We start from the raw sequence: 20605 nt of genomic DNA on the forward strand, positions 1-20605 counted from the left end.
CGGCGTCTTTTACCGATCTCCGTCGTCAACGCAAGCAACACTACCCAACCCGACCGACAATGTCTAGCCGCCGGAGACCAGATTTTCTCGGCGGAGCAGCCGAGGCTCCCTCAGGAGCGCATCGACGGCCGGACGGTGCAGCGGCGGTGGTGGGGGCGGACGTCGATGCGCACCCGGCGCGGCGAGTTCAGGCGGCGGCCGGTAGCTCGACGGTGGCGGTGACGCCGTCACCGCGCTGGTCGATCAGCAACGCTCCGGTCAGCTGGCGGGCCAGGTAGAGGCCGCGGCCTCCGGGCCGGTCGTTTGGCGGCGGCCCGGCGGGCAGGCCGCTCACACCGGAACCGTGGTCGCTGATCGAGCAGATCAGGGTGCGGTCCTGCAGGCTCAGTTCGAGCCGGCCGTGGCCACCGCCGTGGTGGAGTACCGCGTTGGTGACCAGTTCGTGTACGGCCACGACGAAATCGAACGCGGCGTCACGGTCAACCCGGCTGCGGCCAGACGGGCGGTCAAAGCGTGGCGCAGGGGGACGACGGTGGCCGCGGTGACGGTTGCCGCAGCAGCAGCCGGCCGGGCAGGCGCACCCAGCCCACCTGCACCTGATCGTCTCCCCCAACCTCCGGCGGTTCGGGCGGCACCTGCGGGGCGGGAACGGGCCTCGGCTTCGGGCGACGGGGCTCGGCAGGGTCGGCGCCCACATCAGCGCGGAAACCGTCACCGCTCACCGGCTCACCGGCTCACCGGCCAGCGCCGCACACCGCACGCACCGGAACGCGGGACCGGGGCTTGCTCGACGATCGTGGCACGTATCCCGTGCTCGTGTAGCCAGTAGGCGAGTGCGGGTCCGGCGATGCCAGCGCCAGAAATGAGGACCTCACGCACGGCGGTCATTGGTTGTCCCTTCTTCGCGGACACCAGTTGGAGAGTCGCAGGCGCCGGCGCTGAGCACGAGATCTCCACGTGTCAGGTGTTGCGCTTGTAGGCACGGACGGACAGCGGCGCGAAGACGATGACGATGGCCATGGCGGCGAGGATCGACAGTACGAAGTCGGTGCCGATCACGCCGGTGTTGAGGAGTTCTCGGGCGGCGCTGACGAGGTAGGTGAGGGGATTGAGGTGGGCGGCTGTCTGGAGCCAGTCGGGCATGGTGTCGATGGGCACGAAGGCGCCAGACAGGAGGGTGAGGGGGTAGAGGACGAAGGTGGCGATGCCCTGAAGGGCTTCGGGGGTGCGCGAGATGATGCCGAGGAAGGCGAATACCCAGCTCAGCGCCCAGGCGCATCCGATCACCAGGAGGGCTGCACCGACCATCGCACTGAGACCGCCGTCGGGCCGGTAACCGAGGGCGAGTCCGGCCAGGAAGGTGGTGATTGCGGTGATGGTGTAGCGCAGCGTGTCGATGAGTAGTGCTCCGGCGAGCGGAGCGATGCGTGCGATGGGAAGTGTGTGGAAGCGGTCGAACACGCCGGAGTTCATGTCCTCGCGCAGACCGGCGCCGGTGGCCACGGCGGCGGTGATGATGCTCTGGACGAGGATGCCGGGGATCAGGAAGGTCAGGTAGCTGGTGGTGTCGCCGGCGATGGCTCCGCCGAACAGGAACGTGAACAGGATGGTGAACAGGATCGGTTGGGCGACGACGTCGAGGAACTGCTCTGGGGTGCGTTTGATGGTGAGCAGCCCGCGGTAGGCCATAGTTAGGGTGTTCCGGAGAGTCTGTGCGGGGCTGGGGGTTCGCCGCAGACCCGGGGTGATGGTGGTGGTCATGGGGTGCTGTCCTGTGTCGTGGTGTGCGCGGTCCGGTCGTGGGGTTCGGCGGCGTGGCCGGTCAGGGTGAGGAAGACCTCGTCGAGGGTTGGCTTCTGCACGCTCAGCTCGGATAGTCGTAGCCCGTTGCGGCGCAGGTCGTTGAGCAGGTCGGTGACGGTGCCGGGGTCGGCCAAGGGCACGCTGACTCGTCCTGCTTCGGGTGAGATGGTGGCCCGAGTGCCGAGCAGGGCCTCGGCTCGCTGGCGGACGCCGTCGAGGGCGGCACGGTCCTGGGGCCGCAGGATGAGGACCGAGCGTCCGACGGAGGCTTTGAGCTGGTCGGGGGTGTCGTCGGCGATGGCTCGGCCCTGTTCGATGACCATGATGCGGTCGGCGAGCTGGTCGGCCTCCTCGAGGTATTGGGTGGTGAGCAGGACGGTGGAGCCCTGCTCGACGAGTCGGCGGATGATCGCCCACATCCGGGTGCGGTTGCGAGGATCGAGGCCGGTGGTGGGCTCGTCGAGGAAGATCAGCGGCGGGCGGACGATGAGGCTGGCGGCCAGGTCGAGGCGGCGGCGCATCCCGCCGGAGAACGTGCTCAGCGCACGCCCGGCGGCCTCGGTCAGGTCGAACTCCTCCAGCAGTTCCGCGGCGCGACGGCGCGCGGCGGCGCGGGTGAGTCCGAGCAGCCGGGCGAAGATGACGAGGTTCTCGGTGGCGCTGAGCCTCTCGTCGACCGAGGCGTACTGTCCGGTCACGGCGATGAGCTGGCGGACCAGATGCGCGTCGGCGACCACGTCGTGGCCGAAGATCCGGGCGCTGCCGCTGTCGGGTGCCGACAGCGTCGCGAGCATCCGGACGGTGGTGGTCTTGCCCGATCCGTTGGGTCCGAGCAGTCCGTAGATGGAGCCGGCGCGGATGTCCAGGTCGAGTCCGTCGACGGCGCGATGGTCGCCGAAGGTCTTGGTCAGCTGGTGTGCTTGCACCGCCCACTCAGTGCGGGAGGTAGGTGGTGCAGGCGCGAGTGCGTCAGTCACGAGGTTCCTCTTTCGGATCAGGCGCGTCTGACGCGGTCGAGAAGGTCACCACGGTCGACGCCGGCCAGGGCGAGAGCGCGTGGCACCGTTCCGAGATCGGCGGTTAGGATGCCGAGTAGCAGTTCGGTCTCGGCTGGTCGGCGGCGACCGTCTTGGCCGCCGGTTGCCCGACCGCGGTGGATCGCCTCCTTCGTGGACGTGCCCCAGGTGGGCCGGTTCTGCCGCGGTGTCGCCGCGAACAGCTCCTCGTCCAAAGGGCCGATCCCGATCGCGGACAGGCTCTCGGCTCGCTCGCGGTCGAGCGCGGCCGCCACGCTCTCGCGATCCAGACCTGTCTCGATCAGCACCCGACTCGCCGCGAGGGTCTCGTCCGACGCCAAGGCGAGGAGCAGGTGCTCGGCCTCGACCGCCGGCGCGCGGCGGGCGCTCGCCTCACCGATCGCGCGCTCGAGCACGCGGCTCAGCGACTTGTTCAGCTTCTGCTCAGCCATATCTCCTCCTCAACTGGATGCCCGCGGCGGCCAGGCGCCGTAGGTGCTTCTTGTTCACGGCCTGCCTGGTCACGCCCAGCGCTTCGGCGACCTGCCCCCAGGACCATCCCTGTCTCATCGCTCGCTCCACCGCCGCGTCCTCTAGTCGGTCGGCGAGCTCGCGCAGGGCCAGCACGGCGGCCAGCTCGTCTGCTACTCCCCCGGTCGGGGATGTCTGCTGTACAGCCATATAAGAAACCTAGGTTGCTTCTCGACGGTTGTCAACTCACGTTTCTTATGGGCGGGCGTCCCTCCCAAGTTCGGCATGGCACCTTGCACCAGTCGACCCAGCCAGTCCCCGCTGGGTTCGGTTTCGCGTCGGCCAACGCGAGCCGCTGCGCGTCGGGTGGCATAGTCGCGAGCCGGGCGGCCACAACGCCTGCGGTGGTCCCGACGAGCACCGCTCGCGGCCGTCGGATGGGCGCGGCGGCGGGTTGCGTCCAGGGACGTGGTGTACGACATGCCTGGTCACGGGCGTGTCGGAGGCGACGGCGCCGGCCGCCGCGTGGTGATCGTGTCGGGCGACATAGGCGCCGGGCACGACGCCGCTGCCGCCGAACTCGCGGGACGATTGACGGCGCAAGGCGTCCCCGTCGACCGGCTGAACTTCCTGGCGATGCTTTCCAGACCGGTGCACGGCGCGGTGCGGGAGGCCTACCGGACGATGCTGCGGTGGGCGTCCTGGAGTTACCAGGCACTGTTCGCCGCGACCGGCCGGTCGGCGTCGTCGGTCAGGTTGATCCGCACCGCGCTGCGACCGGCGTGGCCACGGGTCCGGTTACCGGACGACACCGGGGTCGTCGTGACGACCTTCCCGCTGGTGAACCAACTGTTCGGCCCGCTGCGCCTGCAAGAAAGCATCGCCGCGCCGGTGGTCACCTACGTGACGGACTTCGTGGCCCACCCGACCTGGCGTTGCCCGGGCGTGGATACCTACTGCGTCGTCAACGACCAGGTCCTCAGCCACTACAGCGCGGCCGGGATCGACGACGTCCGGATCGTACGTCCACTCATCTCCCAACGGTTCGGCGCACCGTCGCACCTCAGCCGCGAGCGTGCCCGACAACGGTTCGGGCTACCGGAACACGGCCGGCTCGCGTTGATCGTCGCCGGCGCCTGGGGCGTCGGCGACGTACGACGTACCGACGCGGACATAATTGCCACCGGCTGCGCGCTGCCGGTCGTGCTGTGCGACCGCAACGAATCCCTCCACCGCCGCCCGCTCGGCTTCCCCGGGCATGTCCTCGGCTGGGTCGACGACATGCCCACGTTGATGCGCGCGGTGGACATCGTCATCGAAAACGCCGACGGACTGACCTGCCTGGAGTCGATCGCGGCCGGCCTGCCCACCGTCACCTACCGGCCGCTGCCCGGCCACGGCAGAGCGAACGCGGCAGCACTACGCAAGTCCGGGCTCACCACGTACGTCGACCCGGCGAAGCGCCTCGGACCTGTGTTGACGGCGATCTTCGAGCACGGTGCTGCCGCCACCCAAGAGGTACGGATGCCCGACACCGACATGACCGCAGTGATCGCGGAAGCGATCCGGTCCGGTAGAGGCGTATCAACCCGAAAACGGTGACGATGTCGGATGGGAACCCGCCTAGGTTCCATCTCGCGGATCTTCGGTTTGGCGCGTTGGACCCGGCACTGCGATGGGTGCGACCTGACGAATCATGAGCGGGCCACACAGCCCGTGCGGGATGAACCGCTGTGAGATCACCGGCAGATCGTCAACGGGATCTGCTGGGCCAAGCCCGGTTCCCGCTGGCATGCTCTGCCCAGCACGACCAGCATCTTCCAGACATCCGGCAGGCTCTCCGGGTGGGCGTGGGAGAACCACGGGGGTGAGGACGCGCTGGCGATGGCGAGGCCGACCCGGACGCCACCGGCGTGCAGTCCGTCCACGATCCGGTCAAGCTTGTCAAAGGCGTAACCGGCCAAGCGCGGGTTCCGGCCAGGCTCAGCCGAAGACGGCGACGGTGACGGTGACCGGGTTGACCCCGGCCTCGCGCATCAGCGTCACGTCCTGCGCCCAGACCTACTCGGGGTTGTAGTCCCGCCGTAGCTCAGACCATCGACCCAGGGCACGAGCCGTCCCATGCCTCCGCGCACATCGTCGCACTAATCCGAAGATTCGTAGATCGGCGGAGGTGGGGAGCGAGGGAAGGCCCGTGCCTGCGGGCGACGTACGGTCCTCCGGCATCGTGGTCAACCGGCTACGGGCGCCGGTGGCCGGCCCTGGATGTGCCCGGAAAGGAAGCGGAACGCGTACTCGCCGACCCGGGCGCCGAGCGCGGCGCCCTCGGTCACGGCATCCTGGAAGTGCACCCCACCCCAGACCCGGCTCAGCCCACAATCCCGTGCCCACTGGGTCCAGGTGGGCCACGGGCCAAGGGTGGTGTCGGAACGCGGGGTGACGTCGGGCTCCACAACGGACGCGCCGCTCGCGACGGTGACCGACTGGCCGAGCGCGTCCGTGCCCGTGAACCTCCGGCTGGCCTCTGCATGGGCCGCACAGAACGCGGCCGATCCGGACGGGTACTCCGGATGGTCGGCGGTGTCGAGGTAACTGCGCCATTCGGCGCCGCGGATGTCATTGACGGTACCCCGTCCCGGCCCACCCCACGCTCTCACGTACCGGTCGCCGTAGAGGTAGTGGATCGCACTGAACGGCCGGACCGCGTCGTAGCGGCGCTTGAAGTGCCAGACGACGATCCCCGCGTCGAAGGCGGCGAGATTCGTCAGGAACTCGTGGAAGATAAATTCGTCCAATGTGTACTGCCGGGTCTCGGCCAGATGGATCACGGTGGTGGGCAGCGACTGGAGCTTGTTGTTGAAGTGCTCGGCGGAGAGCTTCTGCACGTCGGTGAGATTGGCCGACGCCCGCAGCACCTCCTCAGCCTGGCGCCGGTAGCCGCTGGGATTCCGGGCCGCGTCGCTGTTGCGGGGCGCAGGCACGTGGAACTGCGACGGGCTACGGAAGGAGTACGGCCGTGTGACGCCGTACTGCGGGGTGACGAACTTCTGAGCCCGGAAGACCCCGTTGCCGCTGGTGACGAGGTCCGGCTGCCAGCGCGACGGGTCGCGCAGCACCTCGGCGGTGTTGACGGGCCGGTAGCCGAGATAATCCGCGTACGGCTGCCGATGGTACCGCCGGCCGCCCTCGTCGCCGAGTTGGTTCATCCCGTCGTGGATCCGGCTGGCGATGACCGCCTCCGCCGCCCTGGTGCCGATCCCGACCGGGCTGGCCAGATCCCGGTTGCGGTCGTCCGGGTCCAGGCCCGCCGACCGGAGCATGGCCCGCCACTCCTCCCGAAACTGCGGCAGCAGGTTCATGAACATGTGGAAGCTCGCGTAGAGGATCGCGATGTTGCGTTGCCGGTTCGTCGCGCGTTCGGCGGCCGGCCGGCGGCCGAGTCGCGACGAGACACCGACCGCCATCGGGTGGTAGGGGGCGATCGCATCGAACCACGCGTTGTTGGTCAGTGTCGTGATCCGCAGGATGAGGGACGCGTCGCCCGGGTTCAGCGTCGAGAGCAACGGGCCGGTCGCCGCCGGAATGACTATCTCGATGGCCGCGTTCCCGTTGTCAAGATCGAATGCACTGGTCTGCGGTTCTCGCGCCGCGCCGGACGTCGGAAGCAAGAACAGGATGGTTACGGCGGCGAGGACCCGGGTGGTGGCACTTCGTACACTCATGTCTTTTCCTTCCTCGCGACTGGCGGCTTCTCCGGGCGCGCCGCTGGCGCTTCGCCCTGGTGATCGCCCGGATCCAGCAGGGTCTCTGCGTTGTCGTGGGCGATGCCGCGACTCTGGTCGCGGGTAAGCAACCCGGAGGTGGCGAACCCGTCGACGACGTCAGCGACGACGCGTTCGGGCGCGAACGGGAAGTCGCTGCCGAAGACGATCCGTCGGTGGTCGACAAGGGCCAGCAACGGGGACAGAGCCTGGTCGTTGCCGCTCAACGCGACATCGAAGTAGAGGCTGCGTAGCTGGCTGACGACCGCATCTGGGGTGATCGTCCCGGACCGTCCTGGCATCGGCAGGTCAGCGGCGAACCTCGCAATCCGCCAGGAAAGGGCGGGCAGCGCCGCTCCGGCGTGTGGCACCACGATCCGTAGGCGTGGATGGCGTAGCAACACCCCGGCATAGATCATGTCGACGACCGTGCGGGTCGTGTCCAACGGGAACTCGATGACGGGAGACGGCCGGCCGAGCCGCGTACGGTCGGCGGCGACCGGTGAGGTGGGGTGGAGCAGGACCAGGACGTCCCGCTCGTTCAGGACGGCCAGCAGCGGCTCGAAGAACGGATCACCAAGGTAGCGGCCGGCGTAGTTGGTGAAGAGGGTGACGCCGACGAAGCCAAGCACATCAACGGCGTGCTGGACCTCCTCTACCGCGGCACGCAGATCGGGCAGGGGAAGCGCCGCGACGGCGCGGAACCGGCCCGGCCGAGTCGCGACGAGACCGGCGACCGCCTCGTTGACCCGGCGGGCGAGGCGAGCCGCGCCACGGGTTCCGACCAGCAGGTGAACCGGTGGGGACGACACCGACAGCACCTGCACGGCGATGTTCCGCCTGTCCATGAACTCCACGGCGAGGCCCAGATTCCAGCGCGGAATCGGCATTCCCCCGTCGAAGGTTCTCATTCCGGCCCGCCCGGCGGCCCGTAGGTACTCCGCCGGTAGGCAGTGCCCGTGCATGTCGATCAATCGCGGGTCGCGCAAGGCTGCTCCTCCTTACCGGTCCTTCCGGCGGTTCGGGTCCTCACCGCGCCGCAGGTCCTCTCCCGACCGCACCGGATGCGGCTACGACGGCGCGCTCCCGCAGACCACGATCGCCGAATTGTTGCCGCCCATCCCGACGCTGGTGGAGATCGCCGCGGACACCAGGGTCCGCTCGCCCACCCCGATGACGTGGTGCAGCACGCAGTCCGGATCCACATCGCGCAAGCCGTGACTGGGCGGGACCTCGTCGCGACAGCTCGCGAGCAGCGCGGTGATCAGCTCCACCGCCCCGGACCCGCCGAGCATGTGGCCGGTGCTGCCCTTGATGCCGCTGACCCGCACCTGGTCGACATGGGTACCGAACACCTTCCGCAGCGCGGTGGCCTCAGCCGGGTCGTTCCCCCTGGTCGCCGTCCCATGGACGTTGACATAGCCGATGTCGGTGGGCGCGACGCCGGCATCCGCGAGGGCCTCGATCAGACAGGCGCTCATCCCGGGGGCGTCGCCGGGCGGGATGTCGCTCATGTCGAAGGCGTCCCCCCGCTGGCCGTGGCCGAGCACCTCTCCGTAGACCCGCGCACCCCGGCGGATCGCGTGGTCCCGCTCCTCAAGGATCAGCACGCCGGCGCCCTCGCCCAGGACTGTCCCGTCCCGGTTGCGGTCGAACGGCCGGCATGTCCCGGTGCGCGAGCCGGTGCGGTTCTGGGCGAATCCGGCGACCACCAACTCCGTGACCGGGGACTCCGCTCCCCCGGCCAGCATCACCAGCGCCCGGCCGTACCGGATCCGCTCGTACGCCATGATGATGGACTCCGCTCCCGAGGCGGACGCGCCGCTGACCGTCATCAACGGACCGCGCAGCCCGTGCCGGATGGAGAGCAGGGAGGTCGCCGAATTCGGCAGGGTCATGTTGAACAGTCGGGGGGACACGCCCCGGGACCCCTGCTCGGCCAGGCCGCGGAACTGTTGCTCCAGCACCTCGGCGCTGGAGAACGCGACCCCGATGCCGGCTCCAAACTGCTCGAACCGGCGGCCGGACTTCCGCCGCGAGACGATCTCGTTCCTGGGTAGATCGAGCGACGCGTCCCGTACCGCCATCTCGGCGGCGGCCAGGACGTACCGCTGGTACCGGTCCAGCACCCGGATGTCACGCGTCGAGATCCCGTACGCCTGCGGGTCGAAGTCGGTGATCTCCGCCGACGTCTTCACCGGGCAGCGCGAGGTGTCGAACCGCGTGGTCGGCCCGACCCCGCTGCGGCCGGCCATCAGATTGGCCCAGAAATCGTCAACGGTGCTTCCCACCGGGGTCACCAAACCTAGTCCGGTCACCACCACGCGCCTGCGAACCATCTGCCACTCTTTTCCGTCCCCGGCGGCGGACACGGCCTTCCGGCGTCAGGTCCTGTCGCCTGCCGCGTGGCCCATGTCCGGGCCAACTATTCGAAAAGATCGATAGTCAGAGTAGGAAAAGCAGGCGTCCAGCGGAATGTGGCGTTCCGTCCCACGGAACGACAGGAATTCGGTCGGCCGTCCGGCGCCTAGGCTCGAGAGCCAGGTATTCCTCGAGGAGTTGGGCCATGACGGAGACGGAAAACGAAGATGTGGCCTTCATCATCGATGAGGCGCTCGGTTACGTGTACCCGGCCGCGTTACGCACGGCCGCCCTCGTCGGGGTCGCCGACCACCTGCGCGACGGCCCGCGGTCGGTCGACGAACTCGCGTCCCTGACACGAACTCCGCCAGACCGCCTTCACCGTGTGCTCCGACTGCTGGCCACAAAGGGCGTATTCGCCGAGGACGAGGCGGGCCTGTTCAAATTGACCGGCCGGGCCTCTGCACTATGTGTATCGGCGCCGAACTCGGTACGCGCGGCAGTCCTCATGTTGACCGATCCGGCGTTGTGGCGGTCCGTCGGGGAATTGACTGAAAGCGTACGCTCGGGCACCTCCTCGTTCGACCGCATCTTCGGTATGCCGTTGTTCGAGTACTACGCTCGTGACCCTGATGCCATCGCCGGATTCCATGTGGGCATGGCCGCCTTCTCCGCTGTCGAAGAGCGTCCGGCCGCGCTCGCCTGTGCCGTTCCACCGCACGCCACCGTCGTGGACGTGGCAGGTGGCCACGGCGGCTTACTGAGGGAGGTCCTGCGCGCCAACCCGAGCACACGAGGCGTGCTCTTCGACCAGGAACACGTCCTCGCCGGCCACCGTCTGGGCGAGGACGAAACCCTCGCCGGCCGCTGGCGGCTCGCTGCCGGAGACTTTCTCGATGAGGTCCCGAGCGGCGACGTGCACCTGCTCAAACGGATCATCCACGACTGGGACGACACGACCTGTGTACGGATCCTGACGAACTGCCGCCGGGCGATGACCACCGGAGGCCGGATCCTGATCATCGATTCAGTCGTACCGGCGGGAAATCAGCCCCACCAGGCGAAGGCGCTGGACCTGGTGATGATGGCCGCACTGCCTGGCCGCGAACGCACGGAAGAACAGTTCGCGGAGTTGCTGGAGACGGCCGGCCTGCACCTCTCCGGCATCGTCGACGTGCCGGGGATTCCTGTCTCCGTCGTCGAAGCGGCGGCCTCCGCCCGACGGTGAGCGCCAGCCCAACCGAGCAGCGGCCGGCCTTAGCTGGTTCTTGAACCTGCGCGTTGTTTACGGGCAGTGATGTTCAGGTTGCGGATGGCGGCGCCAAACGTCGTCAGCCCCTTCCGGGGGGTACGGCTTGTCCGGGCCGGAGACGCGTACCATCTGCTCCCCGTCCTGGCTCTTCTCGGCCTCCGTAATCCGCCGGGCGCTCGCCCGCAGAGGGATACGGCTGGTGCGGGCGGGACGGCGTCAGGTGGTACCACTCGGCCCGCGCCACCCGACCTCAGCCCTTCTCCTGCTGGAGGCGCTGCATAAGCATTTTCTTGCCCTGCTCGCCCGCCTTGCGGTTGTTGTCCTGGATCCGCCGGAACCAGTCGGCGAGTTCCGTGTCGCCGTCGCCGTCGGCGTCGGCGATGTACGTCTCGAGCTGCCAAATGTGCTGCAGTGACATCTGCAGTGCGTGGATCAAGTCGTAGTTCTTGTCCTTCACCGGGCTCGTCAGTTCCCGAACCATCGTGGCCACGGCACACCTCCCTGTCGCTGATCCGTCGAACCAGCGCTTACCCCTCGCCACCGCCTTCACGCCTCCCACCCACCGGGGCGGAGGGTAGGAGGCGCGCAGGCGCAACTGGCGGCGTTGCGAACCGTGGGGTACGGCGAACGTTCAGAGCTCGTCCCAGATGGTGAGGTGCGGACCTGGCTTGCCATCCGATCAGCCGTACCCGTGCACACCCTTCCGCCGATTCGGCCGCTGCGGCCCGCGTTGCGGCGCAAGGATGGGTAGCAAGCGGTCGTCCCAGCGCGATCGGCGTTGCAGTACGGGTAGCGGAGGTGAACGTGCAGGGCGGCACTGTCGCATCGATGGACCTTGAAACGGTGACGCCGGGCCTGGCGGAGCGGGTGTGGATCAATGCCGTGGAGGCTCCGTCAGCCGTGCAGTTCGTACGGCCCGCCCCGGTGTCGCGGGCGTGGCCGGCGCGGCAGCAGGTACGGGACGGCGGCGACCTGTCGGTGACGTGCGAGCAGTTCCGCGACGACGTCCTCAGCATCGCTCGCGGGTTCCTAGCCGCGGGGGTGCGGCACGGTGACCGGGTCGCACTGCTGAGCCGCACCCGGTACGAGTGGACCCTGGTCGACTACGCCCTGTGGGCGATCGGGGCGGTGACCGTACCGATCTACGACACCGCCAGTTCTGATCAGGTGGCGTGGATCCTCTCGGACTCCGCGGCTGTGGGCTGCGTCGTGGAGACACCCGCGCACGCCGAGGTGGTCGCAGGGCTGCGGCCGGACCTACCAGCCCTGCGTGAGGTGTGGCAGATCGAATCGGGTGACCTGATCGCCCTGGCCAGGCAGGGTCGTACGGTCGACGATGCGCAGGTCGACGACCGTCGTGCGCGGGTGACCGGCGGTGACGTGGCCACGATCGTGTACACCAGCGGCACGACCGGCCGCCCCAAGGGTTGCGTGCTGACCCACCGCAACATCCACTGCGACGTGACCAGCGCCGTCGCGGTGCTGCCGGAGCTGCTGCACCCGCGGGCGTCGACGGTGCTGTTCCTACCGCTGGCGCATGCGTTCGCCCGGCTGATCCAGGTAGGGATCGTGCAGACCCGGGCCACGATGGTGCACAGCGCCGACACGTCCGGGGTGATGGAGCAACTACGCAAGTACCGGCCCACCTTCATCCTGGCGGTGCCGCGGGTCTTCGAGAAGCTGCACGCCCAGGCCCGCCAGAAGGCCAACGACAGCCGCCGCGGGCGGCTGTTCGCCGCCGCCGACCGGGTGGCGGTGCGCTACAGCCGCGCCCTCGACAAGCCGGGCGGGCCGGGCGGACCGGGCGGGCTGCTGCGGCTCGCCCGGGCCGGATGCGACCTGCTGGCGTACCGGAAGCTGCGGGCGGCACTGGGTGGGCGGTGCCGCATGGCGATCGTCGGCGGAGCGCCGCTCGGCGAGCGGCTGGGACACTTCTTCCGCGGCGCCGGGATCGTGGTGCTGGAGGGGTACGGCCTGACCGAGACCTCGCCCGCGTTGACGGCGAACCTTCCCTCAGCGCAGCGGATCGGCACGGTCGGCCGCCCCCTGCCCGGGGTGGACATCCGCATCGCCGACGACGGCGAGATCCTCGCCCACGGCGACGTCATCTTCCCCGGCTACTGGAACAACCCGGACGCCAACCAGGCAACCTTCACTACGGACGGGTGGCTGCACACCGGTGATCTCGGCGATCTCGACCGCGACGGGTTCCTGCGGCTCACCGGCCGGAAGAAGGAGATCATCGTCACCGCGGCCGGCAAGAACATCGCCCCCGCGCCGATCGAGGACGCCGTCCGCGCTCATCCGCTGATCAGCCAGTGCATGCTCGTCGGCACCGGCCGCCCCCACGTGGCCGCACTGGTCACCATCGACCCACACGCATGGCTACGCTGGCGCTCCGCGCACGGCCGACCGGACGCCTCCGTCGCCACGATGCGCGACGATCCACGGCTGCGCAGCGAAGTCCAGTCCGCCATCGACCAAGCCAACGAAACGCTATCGAGGGCGGAGCAGGTCAAGACCTTCCGGACCCTGCCCCGGGACTTCACCGAGACCGACGGGGAGATCACCGCCACCCTGAAGATCAAACGTGATGTGATCGAAGCGCACCACAGCACCGACATCGACGCCCTCTACCACGGCCACTGACCGTCGGTGGGGTGACCGAGAGGAGACACGGGTGATCAGGTTTGTTCCTGCCCGGTCATCGCCGGCTACGTACCGATATTTCGCGGGTCCCGGGACACGCTCCGGTGGCGCCGGGTCGGCACACCTTCCGGGGCGGATAAGCACCGCTCCCGGTTCATGATGCGCATTGAGCATCGATTCCTCAATGGCCGAGGGCGGATCCCAGACACCGGCCGGAGGACTGCTGGCATACCGTGTCCGGGACCGGCGAGGGTGGCGCCGGCTGATCGGTGCCGGGTTGTTCGATCGGTCCCCGGCGTGGTTTGAGGATGGGATCGGCCGAGCCGCGCGAATCGCCGGGCAGTCCGCACCATGAGATGTCCGCTCATGAGGTTGTGCTCCTGCTGGAGACGGATCCGGATCGTGGACTGAGCGGCGCGGAGGCCGCCCGCAGGCTCAAGCGGTTCGGCCCAAATGTCTTGCCGGCCGCTGCCCGAACCGGTTTCCTGCGGCGGGTCCTGCGCCAGTTCCATCATCCGTTGATCTACGTGTTGATCGCCGCTGGCGTCGTCACCGCGATCCTGGGCGAGTACGTCGATTCCGTGGTGATCTTCGCTGTCGTTCTCGTCAACGCGGCAATTGGTTTCGTGCAGGAATCGAAGGCCGAGGCCGCGCTGGAGAGCCTTCGGTCGATGGTGCGTACTCGGGCGCGGGTGAGGCGCGATGGTCGGGAGCGGTTCGTGCCCTCGGCGGAACTCGTGCCCGGTGATCTGATCCTGCTCGAAGCGGGTGACAAGGTCGCGGCCGACGTACGGCTGGTCTGGGTGGCCGGGTTGCGGGTGGACGAGTCGGCGCTGACGGGTGAGTCCGTCCCTGTCGCCAAGGATCAGGTGGCGTTGCCGGCGGCGCTACCCGTGGCGGACCGGCGCAACATGGCGTATTCGGGGACGCTGGCAACGGCTGGCAGCGGAGCCGGTATCACAGTGGCAACAGGCGCCGAAACCGAGCTTGGACAGATCCATCGGCTGGTCGGGGCCGCCGGGACGCTGGCGACGCCGTTGACCCGGAAGCTTGCCCGGTTCAGCAAGTTGCTGACGGTGGTCATCCTTGCCCTCGCGGCGATGACCTTCGGTGTCGGGCTAGGGCGCGGGCAGGAGCCGGTCGAGACGTTTACCGCGGCGGTTGCCCTCGCGGTGGGGGCGATTCCGGAAGGGTTGCCGGCGGCGGTCTCGATTACCTTGGCGATCGGGGTGAGGCGGATGGCGCGGCGGCGGGCGGTGATCCGCCGGCTACCCGCGATCGAGACGTTGGGAAGCACGACGGTCGTCTGCTCGGACAAGACCGGTACGTTGACCGAGAATCAGATGACGGTGCGGGTGGTGTGGACGGTCGAGGGTGAATACGCCGTCACCGGTTCTGGTTACGGCGCGGAGGGGAAGCTCAGCGACCGTCACGGTGCCGTTGTGACTGAGGCTGCGAGCCGTGCGTTGCGGTGGTGCCTCCTCGCGGGGGTCGGATGCAACGATGCCCGACTCCGCCAGGAACGAAACGAGTGGGTTCTGGTTGGTGATCCCACCGAGGCAGCGATGCTGGCCGTCGCGGGCAAGGGAGGCCTCGGCCGCGATGAGGTTGAGGCGGCGTATCCCCGTGTTGTCACGATTCCCTTCAGCTCGGAGCGCCAGTACATGGCCACTCTCCATCAGCAGCGTGACAGCGGCGGCACGGTGGTGTTGGTCAAGGGCGGTACCGAGCGGGTCGTCTCCATGTGCCGTGCCGAGATGGGCGCTGACGGGGCTGTCCGGCCGCTGGACAGGAACGTGGTCCTGAGTGCTGCCGCGAACCTGGCCGACAGGGGGTTGCGAGTCCTGGCCACCGCCATGCGCCCCGAAGGAAGGCCGGAGGAGTTCGGCGAGCAGGAACTGGGCGGCAGCCTGGTGCTGACCGGGTTGCAGGCGATGCTCGATCCGCCGCGTTCTGCCGCCGCTCCTGCGGTACGCGCGTGCCGTACCGCGGGTATCGCCGTCAAGATGATCACCGGCGACCATGCCGCGACGGCTCGGGCCATCGCCAGGCAACTCGCAGTCCTCGGCGACGACCGCGACGGGCAGGTGCTGTCCGGCGCGGACCTGGACGCGTTGCCGGCCGACCGGTTCGCGGAGGCCGTCGAGCGGGCACAGGTGTTCGCCCGGGTCTCCCCCGAGCAGAAGCTTCGGCTGGTCGAGACGCTTCAGGATCGCGGCCACGTGGTGGCCGTGACCGGAGACGGCGTCAACGACGCGCCGGCCCTGCGACAGGCCGACATCGGTGTCGCGATGGCCCGCAGCGGAACCGAGGTCGCTAAGGAGGCGGCCGACATGGTGCTCACCGACGACAACTTCGCCACCATCGAAGCGGCTGTCGAGGAGGGCCGCGGTGTCTTCGACAACCTCACCAAGTTCATCGTCTGGACCCTGCCGACCAACCTCGCCGAAGGACTGGTCGTGCTGGTTGCCATCCTGCTCGGTACCACATTGCCTCTCCTGCCCACCCAGATCCTGTGGATCAACATGACCAGCGCGGTCCTGCTCGGCCTCATGCTCGCCTTCGAACCCAAAGAGGCCGACATCATGCGGCGGCCACCCCGCGCTCCGGCCCGGCCACTGCTCACAGCCGCCCTCGCGGTGCGGATCCTGCTGGTGGCCGCCCTGCTCGTCGGCGGCACCTGGTGGCTGTTCCAGTGGGAACTGGCGGGCGGCGCCAGCACCGCCGAGGCACGGACAGCGGCTCTGAACCTGTTCGTCGTCGTCGAGGCGTTCTACCTGTTCAGCTGTCGATCGATCACCCGATCCGCCTGGCGCATCGGCTTCTTCTCCAACCGGTGGATCCTGGTCGGCGTGGCCGTGCAGGCCCTCGGCCAGCTCGCCATCACCTACGTACCCGCCATGAACATCGTCTTCGGGACCGCCCCCGTCGGCGTCGACGTGTGGCTACGCATCCTGGTCATGGGCGTCGCGGCCTCGGCCGTGGTCGCCGTCGACAAGCGATTCCGTAAGCGGCTCCTGTGACCCCGGACGGTCCCGAGCAGATGGCGTCCGTACGACAGAGCGGACGCTGTCGGCTGTGCGCCGTACCCTCCGACGACGAATGGCTGCTCGGCTACGTGGGCTTCGACCCCACCGAGGAGGGAACCCGTGAGGCGCTGTTGACCCTGGGCAACGGCTACCTGATGACCCGCGGCGCCGCCGCCGAGGCCACCGCCGACGGCGTGCACTACCCCGCAACCTACGTGGCCGGGGTTTACAACCGCCTCGTTTCACTCGTCGGCGGACACAGCCGTGCCGACGAGAGCATCGTCAACCTGCCGAACTGGTTGCCCATGACGTTCCGGCCGGAGGACGGGCCCTGGTTCGCCCCTGGGGCATACGACGTCGTCCACCACCACGTCATGATCAACCTCCGTCAGGGCCTGTATCAGCGGGAACTCGTGGTGCTGGACCCGCGGCAACGCCGTACCCACATCACCCAGGAACGTCTGATCTCGATGGACCGTCCGCACCTGGCCTGCCAGCGTACGACCATCACCCCGCAGGACTGGTCGGGAGCCATCCAGGTCCGCAGTCTGATCGACGGACGCGTCACGAACGGCAACGTCGCCGCGCACGGCCCACTGAACAGGCAGCACCTGGTCCCGCCCGTAACCGGTCACCACAGCGACACCCACTGGCTCACCACCCAGACGAGCCAGTCCGGCATCCGCATCGCCGTGGCCGCGCGTACGACACTTCATCACGACGGCGGCCCGGTTGTCGCCGACCGACTCGTGGTGGGCGGGGGCGGGCGTGTGGGCCACATCTTCCGACTGGCGGCGCAGGCCGGCACCCCGGTCACAATCGACAAGACCGTCGCCATCTACACCTCCGATGACCGCGCCATCTCCGAACCACTCGACGCCGCTCGCGCCGAGATCGCAGACGCCCCCGGGTTCGCAGCTTTGCGCGATGCTCACACCCTCGCCTGGGAACACATCTGGCGACGCTTCCACCTGTCCATAGACGGCCGCGAAATGACCGACGAACGCCGAGCCGTCAACGCGCACCTCTTCCACGTCGCACAGACCCTGTCACGACACACCGCAGACCTCGACACAGGTGTCCCCGCGCGGGGCCTACACGGCGAGGGCTACCGTGGCCACATCTTCTGGGACGAACTGTTCGTCTTCCCGCTACTCAACCTCCGCACTCCCGAACTGACCCGGGCACTGCTGCTGTACCGGTACCGACGCCTGCCACAGGCGCGCCGACTCGCGCGAAGCATAGGAGCCTCCGGCGCTCTCTTCCCCTGGCAAAGCGGCAGCGACGGCCGCGAAGAGACGCCCGAGAGGTTCCACAACCCGCTCTCGCAGCGGTGGATGGTCGACAATTCAGAACGTCAGTACCATGTCAACCTCGCCATCGGCTACAACATCTGGCAGTACTACCAGGTCACCGCAGACGTTGATTTCCTGACTGCCTACGGCGCCGAACTCCTGATCGACATCGCCCGCTTCTGGGCCTCCCTCGTCGCACACGACTCGGTGCGCGACCGCTACCACATCCGCGGGGTAATGGGACCTGACGAGTTCCACGATGGCTATCCCGATCATCCCGGCACCGGCCTGAACGACAACGCCTACGTCAACGTCATGACCGCCTGGACACTCAGCAGAACACGTGACGTGTGCGAGATCCTCGGCGGGCACCATACCGACGAACTCTGGGAGCGGCTGGGGGTCACCGACGACGAACTCGACCGGTGGGACCACATCAGCCGACGACTACACGTCCCGTTCCTGCCCAACGGGCTGCTCAGCCAGTTCGACGGCTACGCTGCCCTCGAGGAACTGGATCAGGATGCCTACCGCGCCCGTTATGGCGACATAGGTCGGATCGACCTGATCCTCGAAGCCGAGGGCGACACCGCCAACCGGTATCAGGTGTCCAAACAGGCCGACGTGCTCATGCTGTTCTACCTGCTCAGTGCCGAGGAGATCACCGCCGTCCTACACCGGCTCGGCTACCCCTTCGACCCGGCAACCATTCCCCCGACCGTGCACCACTACCTCGCCCGAACCACCCACGGATCGACGCTGAGCCGGGTCGTCCACTCCTGGCTCCTCGCCCGCACCAACCGACACGCCTCATGGCACCTACTACGCGAAGCGCTCGACGCCGACCTGTCCGACACCCAGTCCGGCACCACCCGCCAAGGCATCCATCTCGGAGCCATGGCCGGCACGGTAGACATCCTCCAACGGTGCTACACCGGCCTCGAAACCCGCGGCGACGCCCTCCGACTCCACCCACGACTCCCGCAAAGCCTCACCCACCTCGACTTCGACCTGCGCTACCGCGGTCACTGGCTCCGCTTCCACTGCCGCCAAGACCACACATCCGTACACGCGCTCCCCAGCGCAGCACCCCCAGTCACGGTAATCATCGACAAACAGACGTACACGCTGTCCGGCGGTACCGGCATAGACGTGCCGCTCACCACAGACACCCGACGCCAACCTCCAACCACCGGCACCGGCCACGGCCGACTCCGGCCTTGACTGGGACTACCGACCTGCTGCTGAGAGAAGAACGTGTGACAGCCTCCATGAGTTGATCTGCGCACCAGACCGGTACACAGCGCCGGGCCCCGGAGGATCATTGCCGCGCTCACGTTGTCGCTCGCACCGCGTCGAGTGGCCGGATCCGGTTGGCACCTCGCGGTCGAGATCAACCCTCGCTTCGCCCCGCGACTCGCTGTACTCACCCCGCTGTCGACGTCGCGGTCGCGGACGCCGTCGCCCTCCGCGAGGTGCTCGCCCAACGGGGCGTCGACCGGGTCGATGTCGTGGTCAGTGCCTCCCGTGGGCGGCTTTCGACGAGAACTGCAACCGGAAAGCCCGGGGAGGCCACAAGTCGTGGTACGAGATCGGCGCATGGCCGGTTTGAGAACACCGTCTCGGTAGACACGTCCGGCAGCCAAACGGCCCGGTGAAGGTCAGCGGCCTACTCCCGCGCGTACCCCAGACGGAGGCGTCCTGGCTACGGCGACGGTATGAGAACGCTGCTGCCACCGCGGCTGTCTGGAGCGCATCGCCGGGAGGTTCAGCCGGTCGATGGAGACACCTTGCGCCGTCAATCGTCCCACGAGTTCGGCGGCAGCGGCGTCATACTCCGACGGTCATAATCTACCTCTTGGTGTTCAGGTCTATCTGGGCGACCTCGTCCCAGGTGTACGCGCTTTCTCGCCGCTCCATCAATACCAGTTCTACGGTCTCTATGGAAACGCTGACACGGTGCAACTTATTCACTGCCTCAGCGGCAGCAATCGCTCGAACTGCGGAAACGTGCGCATTACTGTAGGCAATCGTAACGTGCGGATTGAAGCTGAGCCTCTTCACGGGAGCGTCAGGTAACACTGAGAGCGTGGCCTCTCGGAGTGCGTTCCTCAGTTGCCGTAGCGGTTCAACAGGATGCATGCTGAATCCGATAGCGCCCGGCGTGCCTCCTATTGATCCCAGATTCAACTCGAAGGCCGGCACCGCACGACAGGCGTGCCTCGCGGCCGCCTCAACCTCGGTCAGTTCCCTGTCGTCAACGTAGCCCTCGTAGGCGATCCGATCGATCGTCAGGTGCAAGTCATGGTTTTCAACGAGATCATAGAAAGGGAAGTTGATGAGGACCTGACAGCGCGCAACGAAAGCCTGCAATTGAGGAGATCGACGAAAAGTCAAGTACCAGTAGTAGGAGCGAGGCCCCCGAGGTCGATCCCAATGATTGGCCAGCATGAGCATTCGCTGAAACCGGCGAAATTTTTTAGCGTCGACCGCCCTGCCGCACGCTCACCCAACTCGGTAGCCCTTCACGTAGTCGGCAAGAGCCTCATAGCGGGACGGCGCGACCCGCCGCCTGGATGTGCGACTCTCTCAGCGATGTAGGCAACCTACCGGGGATCCTGGAGAGGGATCCGGTGCAGCGTCGTCCACGCGTATCGCCGTCCCTCGCGGCGCAACTCGACGAGATCGATCGTGTCGATCAGCGTGGTCACCGCAGGCTCGGACCGCAGGCCACGTACCTGCAGCGGATCCTGTGTCACACCTACGGACGAGGCAAGGATCAGACCATCATGATCCCGGGCTGGCCGTACTCAATGGTCGTGGCCCTGGAATCGGGCCGAAGCTCGTGGACAGCGCCCCTGGACGCGGTGCGGCTGGCTGCTGATGCGGCCACGGTCACCGCCGGGCAACCTGCGCGGCTCCGTCCTCGGCTTCCGCAACCTCACCCACTACATCGCCCGATCACTCC

General features: G+C 67.9%; 17 protein-coding genes and 2 pseudogenes. 6 read left to right on the forward strand and 13 right to left on the reverse strand.

Features of this window, described 5'->3' with window-relative positions; genetic code table 11:
- Nucleotides 1-187: 187 nt before the first annotated feature.
- The 6 genes and pseudogenes from AB0M79_RS18845 to AB0M79_RS18870 all read right to left on the reverse strand — a co-directional run bounded on the left by AB0M79_RS18845 (nucleotide 188) and on the right by AB0M79_RS18870 (nucleotide 3500).
- Complete coding sequence (locus AB0M79_RS18845) at nucleotides 188-697, reverse strand: ATP-binding protein (RefSeq protein WP_364215579.1); 510 nt, start codon at nucleotides 695-697, stop codon at nucleotides 188-190.
- Between the two features lie 65 nt (nucleotides 698-762).
- Nucleotides 763-888: pseudogene (locus tag AB0M79_RS18850) on the reverse strand (FAD-dependent monooxygenase); the annotation flags it as partial.
- Between the two features lie 72 nt (nucleotides 889-960).
- Nucleotides 961-1761, reverse strand: coding sequence for an ABC transporter permease (locus AB0M79_RS18855; RefSeq protein WP_364214986.1), 801 nt, complete (start codon nucleotides 1759-1761; stop codon nucleotides 961-963).
- Nucleotides 1758-2729, reverse strand: a complete 972-nt coding sequence (locus AB0M79_RS18860) for an ATP-binding cassette domain-containing protein (protein ID WP_364214989.1) — start codon at nucleotides 2727-2729, stop codon at nucleotides 1758-1760. The genes AB0M79_RS18855 and AB0M79_RS18860 overlap by 4 nt, the downstream gene beginning before the upstream one ends.
- A 68-nt stretch (nucleotides 2730-2797) precedes the next feature.
- Entirely contained in the window at nucleotides 2798-3271 is a 474-nt protein-coding gene (locus AB0M79_RS18865) for a Clp protease N-terminal domain-containing protein (protein WP_364214993.1), read from the reverse strand.
- Nucleotides 3264-3500, reverse strand: a complete 237-nt coding sequence (locus AB0M79_RS18870; protein WP_364214996.1) for a hypothetical protein — start codon at nucleotides 3498-3500, stop codon at nucleotides 3264-3266. Before AB0M79_RS18870 ends, AB0M79_RS18865 begins: the two co-directional genes overlap by 8 nt.
- A 324-nt stretch (nucleotides 3501-3824) precedes the next feature.
- Here AB0M79_RS18870 and AB0M79_RS18875 point away from each other — a divergent pair, with 324 nt between their 5' ends.
- A complete protein-coding gene (locus tag AB0M79_RS18875) occupies nucleotides 3825-4892 on the forward strand; it encodes a UDP-N-acetylglucosamine--LPS N-acetylglucosamine transferase (RefSeq protein ID WP_364214999.1) in 1068 nt (355 codons plus the stop codon).
- Nucleotides 4893-5029: 137 nt separating this feature from the next.
- Here AB0M79_RS18875 and AB0M79_RS18880 read toward each other — a convergent pair whose 3' ends face one another.
- The 4 genes from AB0M79_RS18880 to AB0M79_RS18895 form a co-directional block, all read right to left on the reverse strand.
- On the reverse strand, nucleotides 5030-5218 hold the full coding sequence (locus AB0M79_RS18880; RefSeq protein ID WP_364215002.1) for a beta-galactosidase: 189 nt from the start codon (nucleotides 5216-5218) through the stop codon (nucleotides 5030-5032).
- 303 nt (nucleotides 5219-5521) lie between these two features.
- Nucleotides 5522-7012: a DUF6851 domain-containing protein gene (locus AB0M79_RS18885; protein WP_364215005.1), complete on the reverse strand. Its 1491-nt coding sequence runs from the start codon at nucleotides 7010-7012 to the stop codon at nucleotides 5522-5524.
- Complete coding sequence (locus tag AB0M79_RS18890) at nucleotides 7009-8040, reverse strand: amidohydrolase family protein (RefSeq protein ID WP_364215008.1); 1032 nt, start codon at nucleotides 8038-8040, stop codon at nucleotides 7009-7011. Before AB0M79_RS18890 ends, AB0M79_RS18885 begins: the two co-directional genes overlap by 4 nt.
- An 81-nt stretch (nucleotides 8041-8121) precedes the next feature.
- The gene (locus AB0M79_RS18895) at nucleotides 8122-9390 is read right to left on the reverse strand and encodes a beta-ketoacyl-[acyl-carrier-protein] synthase family protein (protein WP_364215011.1); all 1269 of its coding nucleotides are present in this window, start codon (nucleotides 9388-9390) and stop codon (nucleotides 8122-8124) included.
- 227 nt (nucleotides 9391-9617) lie between these two features.
- On the opposite strand from AB0M79_RS18895, the gene AB0M79_RS18900 reads away from it, so the two are divergent.
- Entirely contained in the window at nucleotides 9618-10640 is a 1023-nt protein-coding gene (locus AB0M79_RS18900) for a methyltransferase (RefSeq protein ID WP_364215014.1), read from the forward strand.
- Nucleotides 10641-10914: 274 nt separating this feature from the next.
- Here the strand turns inward: AB0M79_RS18900 and AB0M79_RS18905 are convergent, their stop codons facing one another.
- A complete protein-coding gene (locus AB0M79_RS18905) occupies nucleotides 10915-11145 on the reverse strand; it encodes a hypothetical protein (RefSeq protein WP_364215582.1) in 231 nt (76 codons plus the stop codon).
- A gap of 323 nt (nucleotides 11146-11468) precedes the next feature.
- Between AB0M79_RS18905 and AB0M79_RS18910 the strand changes: the two genes are divergently transcribed.
- The 3 genes from AB0M79_RS18910 to AB0M79_RS18920 all read left to right on the forward strand — a co-directional run bounded on the left by AB0M79_RS18910 (nucleotide 11469) and on the right by AB0M79_RS18920 (nucleotide 18861).
- On the forward strand, nucleotides 11469-13313 hold the full coding sequence (locus AB0M79_RS18910; protein WP_364215017.1) for a long-chain fatty acid--CoA ligase: 1845 nt from the start codon (nucleotides 11469-11471) through the stop codon (nucleotides 13311-13313).
- A gap of 308 nt (nucleotides 13314-13621) precedes the next feature.
- Entirely contained in the window at nucleotides 13622-16336 is a 2715-nt protein-coding gene (locus AB0M79_RS18915) for an HAD-IC family P-type ATPase (protein ID WP_364215020.1), read from the forward strand.
- 20 nt (nucleotides 16337-16356) lie between these two features.
- Nucleotides 16357-18861: a glycosyl hydrolase family 65 protein gene (locus AB0M79_RS18920; RefSeq protein ID WP_364215023.1), complete on the forward strand. Its 2505-nt coding sequence runs from the start codon at nucleotides 16357-16359 to the stop codon at nucleotides 18859-18861.
- A 627-nt stretch (nucleotides 18862-19488) separates the two neighbouring features.
- On the opposite strand, the gene AB0M79_RS18925 is transcribed toward AB0M79_RS18920, so the two are convergent.
- Nucleotides 19489-20094, reverse strand: a complete 606-nt coding sequence (locus tag AB0M79_RS18925; RefSeq protein ID WP_364215026.1) for a 2'-5' RNA ligase family protein — start codon at nucleotides 20092-20094, stop codon at nucleotides 19489-19491.
- A 149-nt stretch (nucleotides 20095-20243) separates the two neighbouring features.
- Entirely contained in the window at nucleotides 20244-20396 is a 153-nt protein-coding gene (locus AB0M79_RS18930; protein ID WP_364215029.1) for a hypothetical protein, read from the reverse strand.
- On the opposite strand from AB0M79_RS18930, the pseudogene AB0M79_RS18935 reads away from it, so the two are divergent.
- Nucleotides 20379-20546 (forward strand): annotated as a pseudogene (locus AB0M79_RS18935) (transposase); the annotation flags it as partial. The gene AB0M79_RS18930 and the pseudogene AB0M79_RS18935 overlap by 18 nt on opposite strands.
- Between the last annotated feature and the right edge of the window lie 59 nt (nucleotides 20547-20605).

The sequence above is a fragment of the Polymorphospora sp. NPDC051019 genome, from assembly GCF_040683055.1.
GTDB lineage: Bacteria > Actinomycetota > Actinomycetes > Mycobacteriales > Micromonosporaceae > Polymorphospora > Polymorphospora lycopeni.

What these genes read in the sequence shown, in the direction of transcription:
- AB0M79_RS18845 (WP_364215579.1), bottom strand. Translation starts at nt 697, where the DNA reads ATGTGGGCGCCGACCCTGCCGAGCCCCGTCGCCCGAAGCCGAGGCCCG.
- AB0M79_RS18855 (WP_364214986.1), bottom strand. Translation starts at nt 1,761, where the DNA reads ATGACCACCACCATCACCCCGGGTCTGCGGCGAACCCCCAGCCCCGCA.
- AB0M79_RS18865 (WP_364214993.1), bottom strand. Translation starts at nt 3,271, where the DNA reads ATGGCTGAGCAGAAGCTGAACAAGTCGCTGAGCCGCGTGCTCGAGCGC.
- AB0M79_RS18870 (WP_364214996.1), bottom strand. Translation starts at nt 3,500, where the DNA reads ATGGCTGTACAGCAGACATCCCCGACCGGGGGAGTAGCAGACGAGCTG.
- AB0M79_RS18885 (WP_364215005.1), bottom strand. Translation starts at nt 7,012, where the DNA reads ATGAGTGTACGAAGTGCCACCACCCGGGTCCTCGCCGCCGTAACCATC.
- AB0M79_RS18895 (WP_364215011.1), bottom strand. Translation starts at nt 9,390, where the DNA reads ATGGTTCGCAGGCGCGTGGTGGTGACCGGACTAGGTTTGGTGACCCCG.
- AB0M79_RS18900 (WP_364215014.1), top strand. Translation starts at nt 9,618, where the DNA reads ATGACGGAGACGGAAAACGAAGATGTGGCCTTCATCATCGATGAGGCG.
- AB0M79_RS18905 (WP_364215582.1), bottom strand. Translation starts at nt 11,145, where the DNA reads ATGGTTCGGGAACTGACGAGCCCGGTGAAGGACAAGAACTACGACTTG.
- AB0M79_RS18915 (WP_364215020.1), top strand. Translation starts at nt 13,622, where the DNA reads ATGGGATCGGCCGAGCCGCGCGAATCGCCGGGCAGTCCGCACCATGAG.
- AB0M79_RS18920 (WP_364215023.1), top strand. Translation starts at nt 16,357, where the DNA reads ATGGCGTCCGTACGACAGAGCGGACGCTGTCGGCTGTGCGCCGTACCC.
- AB0M79_RS18925 (WP_364215026.1), bottom strand. Translation starts at nt 20,094, where the DNA reads ATGCTCATGCTGGCCAATCATTGGGATCGACCTCGGGGGCCTCGCTCC.